The organism is Aeromicrobium sp. 10G20-16 (assembly GCF_055809665.1).
The window spans coordinates 1,316,635-1,335,941 of sequence record NZ_CM147919.1 but is presented as its reverse complement, the minus strand read 5'-3'; the positions used below and the strand labels follow the sequence as shown (position 1 = coordinate 1,335,941).

Sequence of the window (19,307 nt, the reverse complement as noted above, 5' to 3'; positions counted from 1 at the left end):
CGCATCCGGAACCCGGTCCCGGCGGGAGGGACGCGTGATGTCGGACCGGCTCGTGGGCGCGCTGCTGGTGCTGATCTCGTCGACCGCCTTCGGCTCGATGGCCCTGTTCGGCCGGTGGGCGCAGGACGACGGCACCGGCACGATGGCGCTGGTGTTCCTGCGCTTCCTGCTGGCCGCGGTGGTGCTGGGGCTGGTCGTGCAGCGCCGCGGGATCGCCATGCCGAGGCTGTCGTCGCTCCGTGCGGTCCTGGCGATGGGCGGAATCGGCTACGTGGGGCAGGCGACCTGCTACTTCGTGGCGCTCGAGCACGCCGACGCCAGCCTCGTCGCACTGCTGCTGTACCTGTTCCCGGCCTTCGTCGCGGTGCTGGCCGTGGTCTTCCTGCGCGAGCGACTGACGCTGGTCACGGCGCTGGCACTGGTGCTGTCGGTCGCCGGCACGGCGCTGGTGGTGGGCGGCGGATCGGGCCGGCCCCTGGGCATCGTGCTGGGCGTGTCGGCCGCGGTCATCTACTCGGTGTACATCGTCGTGGGTTCGGTGGTCACGCGCGGCCTCGACCCGATCGTGGTCTCGACCCTGGTGTGCGGGTCGGCTGCCGTCGTGACCGGACTGGTCGTGCTCGGGCTGCTCGTCTCCGGGCACGGGTCGGCGTTCCCGACCACCACGCGCTCGTGGCTGTCCATCGTGGCCATCGCTCTCGTGGGCACCGTGGTCGCCATCTTGACGTTCTTCGCGGGGTTGAGTCGACTCGGCGCGACGCCCACCTCGGTGATCGCGACGGTCGAACCCGTGGTCACGGTCGTGCTGGCCGTCGCCCTGCTCGGGGAGTCGTTCGGGGGCTGGCAGTTGGCCGGAGGTGCCATGGTGATCGGCGCGGTGATCTGGTTGGCGCTGGGTCAGCGTGAGCCGGTCGCGCCCCTCGAGACGCCGCCGGTCTGATCGGTCCAGATCACGGCAGCTCGCCGGAGGCGAGCACCTCCAGCGCGTCGTCGACGGCGTCCCACACGTTCCACAGCAGCACGCCGACCACCCGCCCGTCGTCGAGGTAGTACACGATCGTACCGTCGTCCTGCGGACGTTCGACGGTCTCCAGGGAGGCGTCCATGCGTCCGACCGCCTCGTAGCCGAGGTCGAACAGGTCGGAGTAGAACATCGGGGTGTGGTCGTAGGCCTCGTCGGCGCCGCCCAGGGCGCGACCGGCGGCCCTGCCCATCGTGTTCGCGTTGTCCTCGTGCTCGACGCGTCGGCGTCCGAGCCGAGGGTCGAGATAGCAGGCGACGTCCCCGGCGGCCAGCACGTCGGTGATGTTCGTGCGCAGGTGGTCGTCGACGATGATGCTGCCGTCGTCGGCGAGCTGGAGACCGGCGGCGTCGGCGAAGGTGGCCGACGGCTCGATGCCGAGGCCCACGACCACGAGGTCGGCGTCGAGGGTGGAGCCGTCGTCGAGCTCGAGCCGCACACCCTCCTCGGAGTCCGTGCCACCGCTGACGCCGAGGCCGGGCTTCAGGTCGACGCCGGCGTCGAGGTAACGAGCAGTGATCGTCTGCGCGATCGACGCGGGGAAGCGCCCGCCGCCCGGGTGGTCCTCGGGGAACACCATGGTCACGGAGACGTCGTTCTGGGCGAGCGCGGCCGCGATCTCGGAGCCGATGTAGCCACCTCCCACCACGACGACGCTCGATCCGGGCTGGGCTGCCTCACGCAGTCGGCGGTAGTCCGCCACGGTCCGGTAGTAGATGACGTGCTCGGACGGATCGAGTCCGTCGAGGTGGCGCGGATGCCCGCCGGTGGCGATGAGCACGCGGCCGTAGCCGAACGTGTCGCCGCTCGCGGAGGTCGCGACCTTCGCCTCCGGGTCGAGCTCGGTGATGGTCTGGTCCAGGTGGACCACCGCGCCGGAGTCGCCGGCGGTGTCGAGCATGCTGTCGGTCAGGGACGCGTCGTCGTCGGTCCACAGGTCCTTGGACAACGCAGGGCGGCGCACCGGGCCGTCGGGTTCGTCACCGACGATGCCGATGGTGCCGTCCGGGTCGACCTCCCGGATGCCGGCGGCTGCGGCGTGGGCGGTCATGCCCGCACCGATGATCAGGTAGTCGTCGTCGTGGCGCATGTCTCCTGTGTACCCGGCGGGTGTGTGGTTCACACGTCGACGGGCACTCCGAGGCCGTCGAGCACCGCAGCCCCCGGCAGGTCCGCGAGCACGGCACCGGGCAGGGCCAGCTTCGAGCGCCGCAGCCCGCTGCCCACGACGACCCACGGCTGCTCGACGACGGCGCGGTCGACCAGCAGCCGCCAGTCGGCGGGGAGCCCGACCGGGGTGATGCCGCCGTGCTCCATGCCGGCGGCCTCGACGGTCCAGTCCTGCGGGGCGAACGACAGCTTGCTCACGTCGAGGGTGCGCTTGACCAGGTGGTTGACGTCGGCGCGCGTGTGCGCCAGCACGACGCAGGCCGCGACGCGTTCCTCGCCCGCGCGCCGTCCGCGGACCACGACGCAGTTGGCCGAGACCTCCAGCGGCAGGTCGAACTCCTCGGTGAGGTCGGCCGTGTCGGCCAGGCCGGGGTCGATGGCGACGGTGCCGGCCACGGCCGCCAGCTCGGGTCGCTCGGCCACCATCCGCGCGGTGGGTTCTGCCAGCAGGTCGAGGTCGACGGGCTCGAACGACAGGGTTCCGAGGGTGACGCGCGAGACCATGGGCCGAGTGTAGGCAGCGACGTGGGAGACTCGGGACGTGCCAGCGAAGATCCTCGACGGCAAGGCCGTCGCCGCCTCGATCAAGTCCGAGCTGAAGGTTCGGGTCGCCGCCCTGCGTGAGCGCGGCATCGTGCCGGGCCTCGGCACCATCCTCGTCGGGGACGACCCCGGCAGCCACTGGTACGTGGGCGCCAAGCACAAGGACTGCGCCGAGATCGGCATCGAGTCGATCCGCATCGACCTGCCGGCCACGGCCACGCAGGCCGAGGTCGAGGCAGCGGTCGACCAGCTGAACGCCGACCCGGCGTGCGGCCTGTACATCGTCCAGCTGCCGCTGCCGAAGGGGATCGACGAGAACGCGATCATCGGACGGATCGACCCGGCCAAGGACGCCGACGGCCTGCACCCGACCAACCTCGGCTGGCTGGTGCTCGGCAAGCCCGCCCCGCTGCCGTGCACGCCACGCGGCATCATCGAGCTGCTGCGGCGCCACGACGTCGAGATCGCGGGCCAGCACGCCGTGGTGGTCGGGCGCGGCATCACGGTCGGACGCCCGATGGGCCTGCTGCTCACGCGCCGCAGCGAGAACGCCACGGTGACCCTGTGCCACACCGGCACGCAGGACCTCGCCGCGGAGGTCGCCCGTGCCGACATCGTCATCGCCGCCGCCGGCGTTCCCGGCATCATCACCGGCGACATGGTCAAGCCCGGCGCGGCGCTGCTCGACGTCGGCGTCAGCCGCGACGGTGACGGCAAGATCGTCGGCGACCTGCACCCGTCGGTCATGGACGTGGCCGGCTGGGTCGCCCCCAACCCCGGTGGCGTCGGACCGATGACGCGCGCGATGCTGCTCGCCAACGTCGTCGACGCAGCCGAGCAGGCGTGACCCGAGCGTGAGGCTGATGCTGCCGCGCAGTCGCGGGTCGCAGTTCTACCTGGTGCTGCTGCTCGGCGTGGCGGTCGGGATGGGCTTGATCGCTGCCGACCTGTGGCGAGCCGGCGTCTTCCTGGTCGGGGTCACGTTCATCGTCGGGGCCGTCGCCCGTTCCATCGTGTCCCCGGAGCACATCGGCATGCTCCGCGTGCGGGGAGCGTTGTTCGACATGGCGTGGATGACCCTGCTCGGGGCCGCCCTGATCGTCCTGGCCATCGTCATCCCCGACCAGCCCCCTCGCTGACGAGTCACGGAGAGCCGCTGACGAGTCACGGAGAGCCGCTGACGAGTCACGGAGAGCCGCTGACGAGTCACCGAGAGCCGCTGACGAGTCACCGAGAACCGCTGACGAGTCACGAAAAAAGGGTGACGAGTCACCTACGTCAGCCGCGATGCGGTACGCACGTGACTCGTCACCCGTCCTCCGTGACTCGTCACCCGCCTTACGTGACTCGTCAGCGGATGATCAGGAGATCAGGCCCAGCTCGGTGACGGCGTCGCGCTCCTCGATGAGCTCGGCAGCGGTGGCGTCCATGCGAGCGCGGCTGAACTCGTCGATGTCGAGGCCCTGGACGATCTCCCAGTCACCGTTCTTGGTGGTGACGGGGTAGGAGTAGATCAGGCCCTCCGGGATGCCGTACGAGCCGTCGGAACGCACGGCCATGGAGGCCCAGTCGCCCTCGGGCGTGCCGTGCAGCCAGTCACGGGCGGCGTCGATGGTGGCCGACGCGGCCGAGGCGGCCGACGACGCGCCGCGCGCCTCGATGATCGCGGCGCCGCGCTTGGCGACGGTCGGGATGAAGTCGTTCTCGATCCACTGCTGGTCGTCGACGACCTCGGCAGCGTTCCGGCCGCCGATCTCGGCGTGGAAGACGTCCGGGTACTGGGTGGCCGAGTGGTTGCCCCAGATGGTCATCTTCTTGATGTCGGCGACGGTCGAGCCGGTCTTGGCGGCCAGCTGCGACAGGGCGCGGTTGTGGTCGAGGCGGGTGAGGGCGCTGAACCGCTCGGCCGGGATGTCCGGGGCGTTGCTCTGCGCGATGAGGGCGTTGGTGTTGGCCGGGTTGCCGGTCACGCCGATGCGGATGTCGTCGGCGGCGTGGTCGTTCAGCGCCTTGCCCTGGGCGGTGAAGATGGCTCCGTTCGCCTCCAGGAGGTCGCCGCGCTCCATGCCCTTGGTGCGGGGACGGGCGCCGACCAGCAGCGCGAGGTTGGCGCCGTCGAAGATGGTGTTGGCGTCGTCGCCGATCTCGATCGAGTGCAGGGTCGAGAAGGCGCAGTCGTCGAGCTCCATGACGACGCCCTCGAGGGCCTTGAGCGCCGGGGTGATCTCGAGCAGACGCAGCTGCACGGGGGTGTCCGGGCCGAGCAGTGCTCCGCTGGCGATGCGGAAGAGAAGGCTGTAGCCGATCTGGCCGGCGGCGCCGGTGACGGCGACCTTGACGGGAGTGGTCACGACGATGTGCTCCTTAGACGGGGGTTCGTCTCGAAAGTAGCGCAGCCGCGGTGCCTTCCCCCATGGGGGTGCGTGAGTCCGACGCGGTGTCCGAGTCGTCACCTAGGCTTCGCGACGGAGAGGAGTGCCGATGCCCCTGCGCCTGCACCGTGCGCCCAGAGCCGACCTGCTGGTCGACGCGCTGGCCGACGTGCTGCGCACGCCCTCCGCGGACCCGTTCGCCGCCGAGCTGGTCATCGTGCCGGCTCGGGGCGTCGAGCGCTGGGTCAGCCAGCGGCTGTCGCACGTGCTGGGCGCCCGCTCCGGTGGCGACGGGGTCTGTGCGGGCGTCGAGTTCCGCGCCCCTCGCTCCATCGTCGCCGAGATCGTGGGCAGCGACACCCACGACGTCTGGGCGCCCGACGCCCTGGTGTGGCCGCTGCTCGAGGTGATCGACGCCAGTCTCGGGCAGCCGTGGTGCCCGGCGCTGACCCGACACCTCGGACACGAGTCCGTCCACGTCCCGGGCAGCGACCCCGACCTGCGTGCCGGCCGTCGGTACTCGGTCGCCCACCGGCTGGCCCGGCTGTTCGCCGCCTACGCCACGCAGCGCCCGTCCCTCCTCGCCGAGTGGGAGGCCGGACGGGACACCGACGGTGCAGGCGGGCGGCTCGACGACGATCTTGCCTGGCAGGCCGAGCTGTGGCGGCGCCTGGTCGAGCAGGTCGCCGATCCGTCGCCGGTGCAGCGTCACCGTCGCGTCGTCGAGGCGCTGCGCGACGACCCGGCCACCTCGTCGCTGCCGGCTCGCGTCTCGCTGTTCGGGCACACGCGCATCCCGGTCACCGAGATCGAGCTGCTCGACGCCCTGGCCGAGCACCGTCAGGTTGACCTCTGGCTTCCCCATCCCTCGGACTCGCTCTGGAACGCCCTCGTGGAGCCCACCTCCGGCGGCCCCGTGCGTCGCCGGCTCGACGACTCCCACCTGGCAGCGGGCCACCCGCTCAACGCGTCGCTGGGGCGCGACCTGCGCGAGCTGCAGCGCACGCTCGGACAGGTGGCCGCCACCTCGGTGACGCTCGACGCGCCCGCGCCGGCGCGCGACACGCTGCTCGGCCACCTGCAGCACGACCTTCGCACCGACTCGGTGCCCGCGCGACCTCGTGAGCCTGCGCCCGGCGACCGCAGCGTCCAGGTGCACGCCTGCCACGGTCCTGCCCGTCAGGTCGAGGTGCTGCGCGAGGCGCTGCTCGGACTGCTGGCCGACGACCCCACGCTGCAGCCACGCGACATCGTGGTCATGTGCCCCGACATCGAGTCCTACGCTCCGCTGATCGAAGCCGCGTTCGGACTCGGCGGCTTCGCCGAGTCCGGCCAGTGGCACCCCGGCCAGCAGCTGCAGGTGCGGCTGGCGGATCGGTCGCTGGTCCAGACCAACCCGCTCCTGGCGGTGGTGGGGCGCCTGCTCGACCTGGCCGGCGGCCGCGCGGAGGCCAGTGCCGTGCTCGACCTGGCCGGCTCCGAGCCGGTGCGCCGACGATTCGGTCTCACCGACGACGACCTCGCGTCGCTGGGGCGCTGGGTCGACGACACCGGCGTCCGCTGGGCCTTCGACGGTTCCCACCGAGCCGTCTTCGGGCTCGCCGGCTACCCGCAGAACACCTGGCAGTTCGGACTCGATCGCCTGCTCACCGGAGTGGCGGTCTCGGCCGACGCCGAACGCTTCTTCGACACGGCGCTGCCGTACGACGACGTCGGATCCTCCGACATCGACCGTGCGGGCCGGCTCGCCGAGATGGTCGCCCGCCTGCGCGCCGTCACCGACCGCCTCACCGGGACCCACCCGGTGCAGCACTGGGTCGACGCGCTGCACGACGGTCTCGACCTGCTGACGTCGGTGGGCTGGGGCGACGAGTGGCAGGCTCACCAGGCCGAGTCCGAGCTCGCGGCGCTGGGGTCGGCCGATGCCGGGACGGCCGACGGGCTGCAGCTGCGATTGTCCGACGTCCGTGCCCTGATGTCCGAGCGGTTGTCCGGGCGTCCCACGCGCGCCAACTTCCGCACCGGGTCGATCACCATCTGCACCATGGTGCCCATGCGCTCGGTGCCGCACCGGGTGGTGTGCCTCCTGGGCCTGGACGACGGGGTGTTCCCGCGGGCGGGATCGCTCGACGGCGACGACGTGCTCGCGCGCAGTCCGCTCACCGGCGAGCGCGACGCGCGCAGCGAGGACCGCCAGCTGCTGCTCGACGCCGTCATGGCTGCCACGGAGCACCTGATCATCACCTACTCCGGGGCCGACGAGATCACCGGCCGCTCCAAGCCGCCCGCTGTCCCGCTCGGCGAGCTGCTCGACGCCCTCGACACGACCACGGCCGGCGCCCGGGAGTCGGTGGTCGTGCGTCACCGCCTGCAGCCCTTCGACGAGGCCAACTTCGGTGCGGACGGAGCGCCGTTCTCCTTCGACACGGCCTCACGCGCGGCGGCCGTCGCGGCGCGGGAGCCCCGCACCGAGCCGCCCCGCCTGCGCGACCTCGTGCTCGATCCCGCGCCGCCCGCCGACGTCGACCTCGCCGAGCTGGGTGCCTTCCTGCGCGCGCCGGTCAAGGAGTTCTCGCGCCGACGCCTCGGCGTCAACGTGTTCGACGCCGACGACGAGATCCTCGACGCCATTCCGGTCACGCTCGACGGGCTCGCCGAGTGGGCGGTGGGCCAACGCCTGCTCGACGACCGGCTGCGGGGCATGTCACCGGATCAGGCGCTGCAGCTGGAGTGGCGTCGCGGGGCACTGCCGCCGGGTCGGCTCGGCTGGGACCGGGCCAAGGCCATCGCGGCCAAGGCCGAGCCGATCGTCGAGAAGGCTCAGGACGTCCGCGGCGGACTCGAACGCTCCTCGAGCGACGTCGACGTCGATCTCGGCGCCGGTCGCCGCCTGCGCGGAACCGTCACCAACCTGCACGGCGACCGGGTCGTGGGAGTCAGCTACTCCTCGCTGGGAGCGCGGCATCGGCTCGACGCGTGGCTGCCCCTGCTGGCGCTCACGGCAGCGCGGCCGGGCACCCCGTGGCGGGCCGGCACCATCGCCCGCTGGAGCGGCGGCGCCCGAGCGGTGGTGTTCGCACCCGTCGAGCCCGACGAGGCCCGTCGGCTGCTGCGCGACCTCGTCGCCCTGTACGACCTCGGCATGACCCGGCCGTTGCGGCTGCCGCTCAAGACCGGGTTCGCCCTGGCCAAGTCCGGCGAGCACGGGCGGTTCGGCGCCCGCAAGGAGTGGCAGGGCGGGTTCCGCTTCCCGGGCGAGAACGCCAAGGACCTGCACCCCGACGTGTGGGGCGACGACGCCGACTTCGCCGTTCTGCGCGCCGCCGGAGCCTCGTCCCACACCATCGACGTGCTGGCGGCGCGGTTGTGGCGACCGATCCTGGATCGGGAGGCGTTCGCGTGATGGAGACCTTCGACCTGCTCGGTCCACTGCCCACGGGCACCACGGTGCTCGAGGCCAGCGCCGGCACGGGCAAGACCCACACCGTCGGCGCCCTCGCGGCCCGCTACGTGGCCGAGGGCGTGTGCGGTCTCGACCAGATGCTGATCGTCACCTTCGGCCGAGCCGCCACCCGCGAGCTGCGCGAGCGCGTCCGCGACCAGCTGGTGGAGGTCGCTGCTGCACTGTCCGACCCCGCCGCGGCCCGCGCCGAGGGCGGGCTCGTGGGTCACCTCGCCGACGCCGACGACGACACCGTCGCGGAGCGGCGGCGCCGTGTCCGCGACGCGCTGGCCTCCTTCGACGCCGCCACCATCGCCACCACCCACCAGTTCTGCCAGGCCGTGCTGCGCTCGCTGGGCGTCGCCGGGGACACCGACGCCGCGGTCACGTTGGTCGAGGACCTCGACGACCTCGTGGTCGAGGTCGTCGACGACGTCTACCTGCGCCGGTACGGAGGCCTCGATGCCGCTCCGTTCTCCCACGCCGACGCGTTGTCGCTGGCGCGCGAGGTCGTCGGCGACCAGCACACGGACCTCACGCCCACCGACCCCGAGCTCGGCTCGGCGTCGGAGCACCGTGTGCACTTCGCCCGCGAGGTCCGCAGCGAGATGGACCGTCGCAAGCGCGATCGCGGCGTCGTGTCGTTCGACGACCTCCTCAGCCACCTCGCGGTCGCCCTGGACGCTCCCGACTCGCCGGCCCGTCAGCGCATGCTCGCGCGGTGGTCGGTGGTGCTCGTCGACGAGTTCCAGGACACCGACCCCGTGCAGTGGCAGGTGCTGCAGCGTGCGTTCGACGGCGCCGCCACGCTGGTGCTGATCGGCGATCCCAAGCAGGCCATCTACGCGTTCCGTGGCGGCGACATCGAGGCCTACCTCGCCGCCGTCCACGCCGCCACCGACCGGCGCACCCTCGGCACCAACTACCGGTCGGACGGCCCCTTGGTCGACGCCTTGCAGGTGCTCACCCGTGGCGCGCAGCTGGGCGACCCGGCCATCGCGGTCCAGCCGATCCGGGCCGAGCGTCCCGACAGTCGTCTCGCGGGGGCCCCGGTCTCGGCCCCGATCCGCGTCCGGGTGGTCGACCTCGACGTCGAGGACGACGCCCTGCCCTCGATCGGCAGGCTGCGCGACCACATCGCGGTCGACCTCGCCGACGACGTCGCCCGACTGCTCGACTCCGGTGCCACCTTCGACGACGGCGACGGTCCCCGGCCGGTGGCGGCAGGGGACGTCGCGGTCCTCATGCGGTCGTTGTGGGACGCCGAGCCGATCCGGCTGGCGCTGGCCGAGCGCGGCATCGCCTCGGTGGTCGCCGACCGGCGCAGCGTCCTGATCAGCGCCGCCGCCGACCAGTGGCTGCGGCTGCTCGAGGCGCTCGAACGTCAGGCGCCCGACCGGGTGCGGTCGGTGGCGCTGACCAGCCTCTTCGGTCGCACTCCTGCCGAGCTCGACGCCGGGGGCGATGCACTGACCGACGACCTCTCCGAGCAGGTGCGCGACCTCCTCGACCTGTTCCGCGCCCGCGGGGTCGCGGCGGTGCGCGAGGCGCTGTTCGGCCAGGGCCTGGCCGCCCGGGTGCTCGGCCAGCCCGGGGGCGAGCGGCTGCTGACCGACCTGGAGCACGTCGGCGAGCTCCTGCACGAGGTGGCCCTGCGTCGCCGGCTCGGACTGCCGGCCCTGCTGGCGTGGTTGCGCGACGAGCGACGACTGGCCGAGCGGAGGCAGGCGGGCGACACGCGCCAGCGTCGCCTCGACACCGACGCAGCGGCGGTGCAGATCGTCACGATCCACTCCAGCAAGGGCCTGCAGTACCCGGTCGTGTACCTGCCGCACTCGTTCAACCGCAACGTCCGCGACGTGCGGGACGAGCACGCCCTGCGCCACCACGTCATGGGCGATCGCATGCTGGAGATCGGTCAGCCGCTCGACCCCGCTGCCGTGCGGTGCTCACGGGCCGAGGACGCCGGCGAGGACCTGCGCCTCACCTACGTCGCGCTTACCCGAGCGCAGTCCCAGGTGGTGGCGTGGTGGGGTCCGTCCAAGGACTCGGTCCACGGCGGGCTGAGCCGTCTGGTGCTGGGACGTGGTCTCGACCAGGCCGAGGTGCCGGCCCAGCTGGCGCAGGTGCCGTCGGTCGCCGACGCCCGGACCCAGCTGTCGGTGTGGCAGCAGGCCGGTGCCCTGGTGGTCGAGTCGGCCATGCACCAGCACCACGAGGTCGCGCCGCCCCCGCCGTCGCAGGCGCCGCTCACCGTGCGCGTCCTGGACCGCACTCTCGACACCGTCTGGCGGCGCACCTCCTACACGGGGCTGCTGCGCGCGGCCGAGGGCGTGGCGGTCGGCCCCGTCTCCGAGCCCGAGGTGGCCGGCACCGACGACGAGGAGCAGACCGAGGACGACGCCGAGCTGCTTCCCGTCGCCACCGCGCCCGCGGTGGACGCGCCGATCTCGCCGATGGCGGACCTGCCCGCCGGAGCCGGCTTCGGCTCCTTGGTGCACGCGGTGCTCGAGCACGCCGATCCGCACGCTGACGACCTGGGCGCCGAGCTGCGGTCGGTCGTGGCCGAGCAGCTGCGGTGGTGGCCGGTGCCGGCCACGGTCGACGACGTCGCAGCGGGCCTGCTGCCGCTGCACGACACTCCGCTCGGTCCGGTGGCCGCCGATCTCACCCTCCGCCAGATCGGGCTCTCCGACCGGCTGCGTGAGCTCGACTTCGAGTTCCCGCTGGTGGGTGGCGATTCGCCCGACCACGCGACCGTGCACGTGGTCCTGGCTCAGCTGGCCGACGTCCTGCGCCGGCATCTCGCCGACGACGACCGCCTGATGCCCTACGCGGGTGTGCTGGCCGACGGCCCACTCGGAGCGCAGGAGCTGCGTGGCTACCTCAGTGGCTCCATCGACGTCGTGCTGCGGGTGCCGCACGGCGACACGCACCGCTACGTGGTGGTCGACTACAAGACCAACCGGCTGGGCAGCCCCGACCGTCCGCTCACGGCGGCCGACTACACCCCCCAGCACATGGCCGACTCGATGATGCACTCGCACTACCCACTGCAGGCGATGTTGTACTCCGTGGTGCTCCATCGCTTCCTGCGGTGGCGGTTGCCCGACTACGACCCCGCCGCCCACCTCGGTGGGGTGCAGTACCACTACGTGCGCGGCATGTGCGGGCCCGAGACCCCCGTCGTCGACGGCATGACCTGTGGCGTGTTCACGTGGCGCCCGCCCGCCGCCATGGTCGTGGAGCTGTCCGACGTGCTGGCCGGACTCGGGTCGAGGGAGGACGTCGCATGATCGAGGACCTCGCCGACCGGCGGATCGCCATCGAGGGCACCGGGCTCCTGCGCGACTTCAACGTCGCCGACGTGCTGTCGGCCGCTGACGTCCACGTGGCGCTGCGCCTCGGCGCGCTGCTCCACGAGTCGCGTGAGCACGTCCTGCTCGCCGCCGCGCTCGTGGTGCGCGCAGCACGGCACGGCTCGGTGTGCGTCGATCTCGCCACCGTCTGCGAGCTGCCGGTCGAGGACCTCGGCGAGGGGGTCGTGCTGGCGTGGCCCGACGCCGGGTCCTGGCTGACCGATCTCGCGTCCAGCCCGTTGGTCGAGCAGCAGGCGCTGCGCATCGAGGGTTCGCTGGTCTACCTCGACCGCTACTGGCGTGAGGAACGACAGGTGTGCGACGACCTCCTGGCCCGCCTCGACGCTGCACCGGTGCCGGTCGACACCGCGCTGCTCGACGCGGCGCTGGACCGGGTGCTCGCCGACGACGGCTTCGCCGAGCAGAGGGCCGTGGTCGAGTCGGCCGTGGGCCGCAGCACCACGGTGCTCACCGGGGGTCCCGGCACCGGCAAGACCACCACCGTGGCCCGACTGCTGACGATCGCCGCCGAGCAGCACGAGCACCGGCACGGCAGGCCACCGCGCATCGCGTTGTGCGCCCCCACGGCCAAGGCGGCCGCGCGACTGTCCGAGGCGGTGGCCGAGCAGGCCGCCACGCTTCCCGACGTCGACCGGGCCCGGCTGGCCGGGTTGCAGGCGTCGACCCTGCACCGCCTCCTGGGGGCGTTGCCCGGCCTGGTCCGCACGCGGTTCCGGCACGATCGCCACCAACGGCTCCCGCACGACATCGTCGTCATCGACGAGACCTCGATGGTCGCACTGACCCAGATGGCCCGGCTGCTCGAGGCGGTCCGTCCGGACGCGCGCCTGGTGCTGGTGGGGGACGCCGACCAGCTCGCCTCGATCGAGGCCGGCGCCGTGCTCGCGGACGTGGTCGACGGGCTCGCCCACCACCCCGCCCAGCCGGTGGCCCGGCTCCGTACCGTGCACCGGTTCGGCGGCGCCATCGGGCAGCTGGCCGACGCGCTGCGGATGGGCGATGCCGACGCGGCATTGGACGTGCTCACCGGCGACGACCCGGCGGTCCAGCTGATCGACCCCACCGACGAGTCCGCCATCGACGCGGTGGTGGCCGACGTCGTGCAGCGCGCCGCCGGGCTGTGGCGGGCGGCCGAGGCCGGCGACGCCGAGGCCGCGATCGCAGGGCTCGACGGACACCGCCTGCTCTGCGCCCACCGCGAGGGACGCTTCGGGGTTCGGGGCTGGAACGCGCGCATCGAGCAGGGGCTCGCCGAGACGACCGGGGCCACGCACTACACCGAGTGGTACCCGGGGCGACCGGTGCTGGTCACGGCCAACAACCAGACGCTCCAGGTCTGGAACGGCGACGTCGGCGTCACGGTGCGGCGACCCGACGGCCGTCTCGAGGTCGCCCTCGCGGCCGCTGGGGAACCCCGCCGACTGGCCACCACGCGCCTGCCCGACACCGAGACCATGCACGCCACCACGGTGCACAAGGCGCAGGGCTCGCAGGCCGACGTCGTCACGGTGGTCATGCCGCCCGACGAGTCCGCGCTGCTCACCCGCGAGCTGTTCTACACGGCCGTGACCCGGGCCCAGCAGCACGTGCGCATCCTCGGCACCGAGGAGTCGGTGCGGGCCGCCGTGGCCCACCAGGCCGTCCGCGCCTCAGGGCTCGCGGCGCGGCTGCAGGCCGGGTGACCGCGGGTCTACTCCACGCGCTGGGCGACGGTGTACGACGTGGTCGCCGAGTCGTCGACCGACGACGTGGAGACCAGGACGTTCCACTTCGGCGACGTCATTTGCGTGGTCTCGGTGCCACCACCGCTGAAGCTGCCGTCGGTGCTGAATCCCTTCGCCGTCAGGAGGGCCACGGCGGCATCGTGATCCGGCTCGTCGACCATGATCACCACCGAGAATCCCTTCTCGGCGGCGTTCTCCATCGCGAAGCCGGACTGTACGTCGCCCTCGACGAGGGGTACCTCATCGGTCGGGAATCCGTCGGGCAGCTTGCCGATGCCGCCCGTGGCGGAGCCCTGGTCGGACTCGATCGAGATGTCACCGTTCTTCGAGGTGTCGACCGAGACCCCGTCCGGGGTCAGACCGGGAATGTCCTCGACACCTCCACCGCAGGCGGTGAGCGAGAAGCACAGAGCGACGCCCGCGAGGACGCGAGTGGGAACGATCATGACGGGAGTCCTTTGGTCGGGGACGTCCAGACAACCACTCGGCGCAGGCGCGTGGCGTGAGTAATTCCTACTCATCTCGATCCGGCGACCACTCGGGCAGGCTCGGACCACCCACTCACCAGGAGACCCCATGAAGCTGCGCGCCCTCGCCGTCACGGCCATCGCCACCACCGTCCTCGTCCTGTCGGCCTGCGGCGGCGACGACTCACCGGCGGCGGACGTCGGGGGCGCGGACAGCGCCGTCGCGGACGAGTCGACCGGCGGCACCTCCGGATCGGCCTCGGGGACCCTGGGGATCGCGGCCGACCAGGTCGTCAAGCAGATCGGCGCGAACGGTTACGAGCTGAACGGCACCGACATCGCCTTCACGTTCGACGACGACGCGCAGCCGGACGGTTCGACCGTCCCGACCGACACCGCGCAGGGTCAGTGCGAGATCACGCGGACGGTCCTGGACTCGATCGCGCCCGGCGAGATCGAGACCCTGTCGATGAAGTACCCGGGCAGCACCGTCGACTGTGCCGAGTACAGCTGAGGGCCGACTACAGCTGAGGGCCGACCACGGCTGAGGGCTGACCACGGCTGAGGGCTGAGCACGGCTGACGTCACCCTGCGATCGGCAGGACGAGGCGGGCCGGATTCCCTACACTCACGATCGTGAACCTGGTCGGTCGCGACTCCCATCTGGCGGCCGTGCGTTCGGCGGCGGCCGACGGCCGCAGCGCGGTGGTGCTGGGCGAACCCGGATCCGGGCGCACGTCGGTGCTGCAGGAGCTGGTCCATGCCTGGACGGCGGCTGGGCGAACGGTCTGGTTCGTCCACGGTGCTGACGGGTCCGCCGGAGTTCCCCTGGCGGCCTTCGGGCCGCTGATCGCCGCCCACGGTCTGGCCGGCGCCGAGACGCTCACGGTCTACTCCTCACTGGCGCTTCGCGTGCGCGAGGGCGACGCCGTCGTCGTGGTCGACGACGTGGACCTGCTCGACCGTGCGTCGGCGGTGCTGCTGGCGCAGATGGCGCGCGCCGGCGTGATCTGCGTGGCCGCAGCGACCGATCGGGGCCGGCTGGCCGCCACGATCACCGATCCGGGACTCACCTCGTCGTGGGTGGAGGTCGTCCTCGGACCGCTGGCCGTCGACGACGTGCTGGCGGTCGCCGCGCTGCGCGCCCGCGAGCAGCTCTCGGCGCCGTCGGCCGCCCTGCTGGTCGCCCACGCGCGCGGCAACCCCGGTCTGGCGAACGCGATCATCGACGCCGCAGGGCTGACGCCGTCCGCAGCCGGGGCCGTCCTGGACCGGATCGTGGTCGATGCCACCGTGCTGCGCCTCGCGGGTGCGGCAGCCAGGTGCGAGGTGGACGCAGGGCTCGCCGACACGGTGGAGCAGCTCGCGGTGGCCGGGTCGCTGCCCGTGGAGGTGCTCGACCCCGTGGCCGTCGAGCAGCTCGAGGCGCTCGGTGTGATCGACCTGGCGTCGCACGTGGTGCGCCTGGCCGACGAGCTCAGTGACGACCTGGTCGTCGACCGCCTGGGAGAAGCTCGGGGCGCGCCGCCGCCGCCGCGAGGTCGTCGATCTGCTCGACGGTCGCGACGGCTGGCAGGGGCTGCGCACGCTGGCGGCGATCCGGGCCGACTGCGACGTCGCCGAGGACGACGTGCGTCGGGCCGTCGAACGGGCCCTGGGCGACGACCGGATCCCCGAGGCGCTGGAGCTGCTCGGTGCGTTGCCCGGTCTGCGGGAGGCTGCCGACCTGCTCCTGCTCGGGGCGGCGCAGTCCGCCGCGGGCGAGGTCGACGCCGCCGCCGAGACACTCACCGCTGCCGAGGCCGTGGCCTGCACCGATGACGAGCGGGTGCGCGTCGGCCAGGAGCTCGGGATGCTGTTCGCGGTGCGACGCGCCGACGCGGCGACCGCCGTGACGCGGGTGGAAACCGTGATGGGCACGATCCAGAGCCCCGAGCTGCGTGACATCCTCGCCATCGAGCTGGTCAAGTGGCGCCTGATGGCCGGGCTGCCGGCCGGCGCCGCCGACCCGGCCGGCGTGGAGCACGCCGTCGCGGCGGTCAACCGTGCCCTGATCGGAGCCATGGTCGAGACGATGGGCGGCGATCTCTCGGCGGCGCGGGTCTTCGTGGCGGAGGGGTTGGACACGCTCGACACGACCGACGCCGCGCCGACCTTCGCCGCGGACCTGCTGCAGCTGTCGGAGTACCTCGCGACGGCCTTCGGAGGAGATCTCCCGGAGGCGGAGCGGTTCGCGTCGGCGCACCGGGACCGGGCGGCCCGAGGACCGCGAGCCGCTCTCGGGATGTGGGAGTACGCGACCGCGGAGATGGCGCTGCACACCGGTCGTCTCGACCGCGCCCTGCAGATGTCCGACCGCGCGATGCGACACCTGGTGTGGCGCGACTTCACGGGCCTGCAACCGTCGGCCCGCGCTCTGGGCGCTGCCGTGGCCGCTCGCCTCGGGCGGCAGAGCCTGGCACGCGACCTGCGGGCCTCGATCGATCCGGCGCACCGGGCGGACGTGAAGGTCGAGCTTCCACGTGGCGCGTGCCGACGCCGAGTCCGAGCTGGCCGCCTCGCGGAGGGTCGAGGCGGCCGACCTGCTGGCGGCGGCCGGGGCGCGTGCCGTTGCCGAGGGGCACGCGCACTTCGGGGTGCTCGCCATCGACGAGGCGTTCATGATCGTCGGCACGGCCGATCTCGCCGCGGAGCTGTCAGCGCTGGCCGATCGTTCGCCACTCGCGGCGATGCTGCACCGCCGCGCCGAGGCCCAGGTGGCAGGCGACGCCGCACGCCTGGCGGAGGCGGCGCGGCAGCTCGCCGACGCCGGACTGCCGGGGCGAGCGGTGCACGCGTGGTCGGTGGCCACGCACCTCGAGCAGACCAACGGGTCGAGCGAGCGGGCACGGCGCACGCGACGAGAGGCGCTCGCCCTGGCGTCGCGCGAGCGCATCGACACCTGGCCGGTGGGGCGGGAGGTCGACGCGCTGACCGAACGGGAGCTGGACGTCGCGCGACTCGCGGCACAGCGCATCCGCAGCCGCGAGATCGCCGAACGACTCGACCTGTCGGTGCGGACCGTCGACAACCACCTGGCCCGGGTGTTCCGCAAGCTGGGCGTCACGCGACGCGAGGAGCTGACCGACGCGCTGCTCAGCTGAGTCGCTCGGCCTGCCGTCCGGCGGGGTCAGGCGGTGAGCTTCTCGCGGAAGAAGTCGAGCACGGCGTCGACACCCTCCTGCTGGCGGTCGGTCGTCACGGTGCTGTGCTTCTTGCCGGGGAACTCCACCCGGATGAAGTTCTCACCCAGCTCGGTGGTGAGCGTGTCGAAGCGGGTGCCGGTGGCGATGTCATCGCTGTACTGCAGGCCGAGCACCTGGCAGCCTCCGGCGGCGCGTCGCTTGACCGTCTGGAGGTCGGCGGGGGAGATGTTGAGGTCGGCCGCGCGCTTCTTGCCCACGGGGAACGGGGCGGACGGCTGGCACAGCACCGGAGCCGCCACGGAGTCGTCGACCATCATCGCCAGCGCGAAGCCGCCGGTGAAGCACATGCCCAGGGCACCCACGCCGGGTCCGCCCAGCTCGGCGTGCAGCTCGCGCGACAGGCTGCGCAGCCACCCGGCGACCGGGGTGGTCTCGCCGGTGGCCAGCTTGGTGAACTCGCGGCTGATGCAGACCTGCGTGAAGGCCTTGGCGGCAGACACAGCGCTCAGGGGGGCCTCGGGCGTGCCGAACAGGTGCGGCATGACGACGGTGTGGCCGGCCGCCACGACCTCCTCGCCGAAGGCGATCACCTCGGGCGTCAGGCCGGGGATCTCGTGGATCACGATCACGCCGGGGCCGGTGCCCTTGCGGTAGGTAGGGTGGGAGACGCCGTCGGCGGTGTGCTCGGACAGGGTCCAGGAGTCCAGAAGTGACATGCCCTGAGTATGGCGAATCGGGCGCGGTCGCGCCTGTCGTTCTGGCCCCATGGTTCTGCCCCCATAGTTCTGGCCCGTCGTCATGCGCGGAGGCGCTTCTCCGACGGCGTCCAGCCTCGAGCGCGCGCCTTCAGGCGCACGTCGCCGATCAGGGTGGCCAGGTCGGCAGCCCGCTGCTCGATCTGGCCGACGGCCTCGCTCCCGACGTCGTCGAACACCTCGAACGCGACCTCACCGTCGTCGCGGTGGGCCCACCCACCGACGACCCGGCCGTCGGCCCAGACCGTGGGTCCGGCGTTGCCGTTGACGTCGAACAGCTCGGCACGGTGCGATCCGAGGTGGAAGTCGCGGTGCTTCCACCCCATCGTCGTGGGGTCGAGCGCCGGCAGCAGCGCGACCCACGGTGCCGGCGCCGTCACCTCGTCGAGGTCGTCGGCCAGCACGATGCCCGTGCGATCCCCGAGATCGACCTCGACGGTCTGCAGCGATGCGAGCGCGGCCCTGGTCCGCGTCTTGGTCCAGCCGAACCACCACTGCACGTCGGCCTCGTGCACGGGACCGTAGGCGTGCACGTAGCGTCGCGCCAGGTCGGCGGCGGCCTCGTCAGCGGTCGGCCGTGGGCCGAGGTCGCCGCACCACGTGTCCGCCGTCGCCCACCGGAACTGCGTCGACGTCCAGCCGCCCTTCGGCTCGGCACGCACGATCGCGCCCTGGGCCGACAGCACCGTCAGCAGGCGGCTCGCCACGGTGGGCGACGTCGCGTTCGCGCCCGAGCCCTGCTGCAGGCGCGTCGCCAGCACGGGACTGGCAGCGGACAGCTCGGCACTCGTGACGTCATGCCGGTCGCCGAACAGGTCCAGGGCGATCGCCTCGGCGGTCGCGATCCACGGATCCGGGTCGTCGGTGACGCCCGCGTCCCGCACCATCTTCGCGAGCACGCGGCGCTGCTCCTTGGCGACGACGTCGGACGCGCCCGCCCAGAAGGTGGGGACCTGATCGCGGGGCACGGCGAAGACCGTGCGGCGCATCGCCAGCACCCGTACCAGCGACCGCTCGTCGTACAACGCGCGTTGCACCTGGTCGATGGCGCCGCCGCAGCGCAGCGCGGCCGACAGTGCCGTCGTGCTGGGGTCGGTCCCGTGCACGGCGACGATTGACCGCGCGGCGTCCTCGACGGTGGGGACGGCGGCGGCGAGGGCGTGCCGACGACCGAGTCGTGCCCGGCGTTCGGCGTCTGTGATGAGGCGCACGTCACGATTCTCGCGCAGAGCGGAATGACAGGTCGTC

The 19,307-nt window shown here is 72.6% G+C and carries 15 protein-coding genes; 9 read left to right on the top strand and 6 right to left on the bottom strand.

The annotated features are described in order from the left end of the window. The first annotated feature begins 37 nt into the window (after positions 1 to 37). On the top strand, positions 38 to 940 hold the full coding sequence (locus AC0L5F_RS06690; RefSeq protein WP_473315843.1) for a DMT family transporter: 903 nt from the start codon (positions 38 to 40) through the stop codon (positions 938 to 940). A 10-nt stretch (positions 941 to 950) separates the two neighbouring features. Here the strand turns inward: AC0L5F_RS06690 and AC0L5F_RS06685 are convergent, their stop codons facing one another. Both AC0L5F_RS06685 and AC0L5F_RS06680 read right to left on the bottom strand, forming a co-directional pair. Further along, positions 951 to 2,111, bottom strand: coding sequence for an NAD(P)/FAD-dependent oxidoreductase (locus AC0L5F_RS06685; RefSeq protein WP_473315842.1), 1,161 nt, complete (start codon positions 2,109 to 2,111; stop codon positions 951 to 953). A gap of 29 nt (positions 2,112 to 2,140) precedes the next feature. Then, positions 2,141 to 2,695, bottom strand: a complete 555-nt coding sequence (locus tag AC0L5F_RS06680; protein WP_473315841.1) for a YbaK/EbsC family protein — start codon at positions 2,693 to 2,695, stop codon at positions 2,141 to 2,143. A 37-nt stretch (positions 2,696 to 2,732) separates the two neighbouring features. On the opposite strand from AC0L5F_RS06680, the gene AC0L5F_RS06675 reads away from it, so the two are divergent. Together AC0L5F_RS06675 and AC0L5F_RS06670 are read left to right on the top strand one after the other, a co-directional pair. After that, positions 2,733 to 3,581, top strand: coding sequence for a bifunctional methylenetetrahydrofolate dehydrogenase/methenyltetrahydrofolate cyclohydrolase (locus tag AC0L5F_RS06675; RefSeq protein ID WP_473315840.1), 849 nt, complete (start codon positions 2,733 to 2,735; stop codon positions 3,579 to 3,581). A gap of 16 nt (positions 3,582 to 3,597) precedes the next feature. Continuing rightward, positions 3,598 to 3,873 carry a DUF3017 domain-containing protein gene (locus tag AC0L5F_RS06670; protein WP_473315839.1) on the top strand — a complete coding sequence of 92 codons (276 nt, stop codon included), beginning with the start codon at positions 3,598 to 3,600 and terminating at the stop codon, positions 3,871 to 3,873. Between the two features lie 222 nt (positions 3,874 to 4,095). Here the strand turns inward: AC0L5F_RS06670 and AC0L5F_RS06665 are convergent, their stop codons facing one another. Further along, positions 4,096 to 5,085 (bottom strand): malate dehydrogenase, encoded by a 990-nt coding sequence (locus AC0L5F_RS06665; protein WP_473315838.1) that lies wholly within the window; start codon positions 5,083 to 5,085, stop codon positions 4,096 to 4,098. A gap of 130 nt (positions 5,086 to 5,215) precedes the next feature. Between AC0L5F_RS06665 and recC the strand changes: the two genes are divergently transcribed. The 3 genes from recC to recD are packed head-to-tail and all read left to right on the top strand — an operon-like array spanning position 5,216 to position 13,610. Next, positions 5,216 to 8,509, top strand: a complete 3,294-nt coding sequence (gene recC / locus AC0L5F_RS06660; protein ID WP_473315837.1) for an exodeoxyribonuclease V subunit gamma — start codon at positions 5,216 to 5,218, stop codon at positions 8,507 to 8,509. Further along, positions 8,509 to 11,844, top strand: coding sequence for a UvrD-helicase domain-containing protein (locus AC0L5F_RS06655; RefSeq protein WP_473316160.1), 3,336 nt, complete (start codon positions 8,509 to 8,511; stop codon positions 11,842 to 11,844). Before recC ends, AC0L5F_RS06655 begins: the two co-directional genes overlap by 1 nt. Beyond that, on the top strand, positions 11,841 to 13,610 hold the full coding sequence (recD, locus tag AC0L5F_RS06650; protein WP_473315836.1) for an exodeoxyribonuclease V subunit alpha: 1,770 nt from the start codon (positions 11,841 to 11,843) through the stop codon (positions 13,608 to 13,610). Before AC0L5F_RS06655 ends, recD begins: the two co-directional genes overlap by 4 nt. An 8-nt stretch (positions 13,611 to 13,618) precedes the next feature. Here the strand turns inward: recD and AC0L5F_RS06645 are convergent, their stop codons facing one another. Continuing rightward, complete coding sequence (locus AC0L5F_RS06645; RefSeq protein ID WP_473315835.1) at positions 13,619 to 14,098, bottom strand: hypothetical protein; 480 nt, start codon at positions 14,096 to 14,098, stop codon at positions 13,619 to 13,621. Between the two features lie 130 nt (positions 14,099 to 14,228). Between AC0L5F_RS06645 and AC0L5F_RS06640 the strand changes: the two genes are divergently transcribed. The 3 genes from AC0L5F_RS06640 to AC0L5F_RS06630 all read left to right on the top strand — a co-directional run bounded on the left by AC0L5F_RS06640 (position 14,229) and on the right by AC0L5F_RS06630 (position 17,262). After that, positions 14,229 to 14,633 (top strand): hypothetical protein, encoded by a 405-nt coding sequence (locus tag AC0L5F_RS06640; RefSeq protein ID WP_473315834.1) that lies wholly within the window; start codon positions 14,229 to 14,231, stop codon positions 14,631 to 14,633. 122 nt (positions 14,634 to 14,755) lie between these two features. Beyond that, complete coding sequence (locus tag AC0L5F_RS06635) at positions 14,756 to 15,940, top strand: AAA family ATPase (RefSeq protein WP_473315833.1); 1,185 nt, start codon at positions 14,756 to 14,758, stop codon at positions 15,938 to 15,940. Positions 15,941 to 16,641: 701 nt separating this feature from the next. Continuing rightward, positions 16,642 to 17,262: a helix-turn-helix transcriptional regulator gene (locus tag AC0L5F_RS06630; protein ID WP_473315832.1), complete on the top strand. Its 621-nt coding sequence runs from the start codon at positions 16,642 to 16,644 to the stop codon at positions 17,260 to 17,262. 26 nt (positions 17,263 to 17,288) lie between these two features. Here the strand turns inward: AC0L5F_RS06630 and AC0L5F_RS06625 are convergent, their stop codons facing one another. Both AC0L5F_RS06625 and AC0L5F_RS06620 read right to left on the bottom strand, forming a co-directional pair. Beyond that, entirely contained in the window at positions 17,289 to 18,020 is a 732-nt protein-coding gene (locus AC0L5F_RS06625; RefSeq protein ID WP_473315831.1) for a dienelactone hydrolase family protein, read from the bottom strand. A gap of 80 nt (positions 18,021 to 18,100) precedes the next feature. Further along, a complete protein-coding gene (locus AC0L5F_RS06620; RefSeq protein ID WP_473315830.1) occupies positions 18,101 to 19,270 on the bottom strand; it encodes a winged helix DNA-binding domain-containing protein in 1,170 nt (389 codons plus the stop codon). Positions 19,271 to 19,307: the final 37 nt, after the last annotated feature.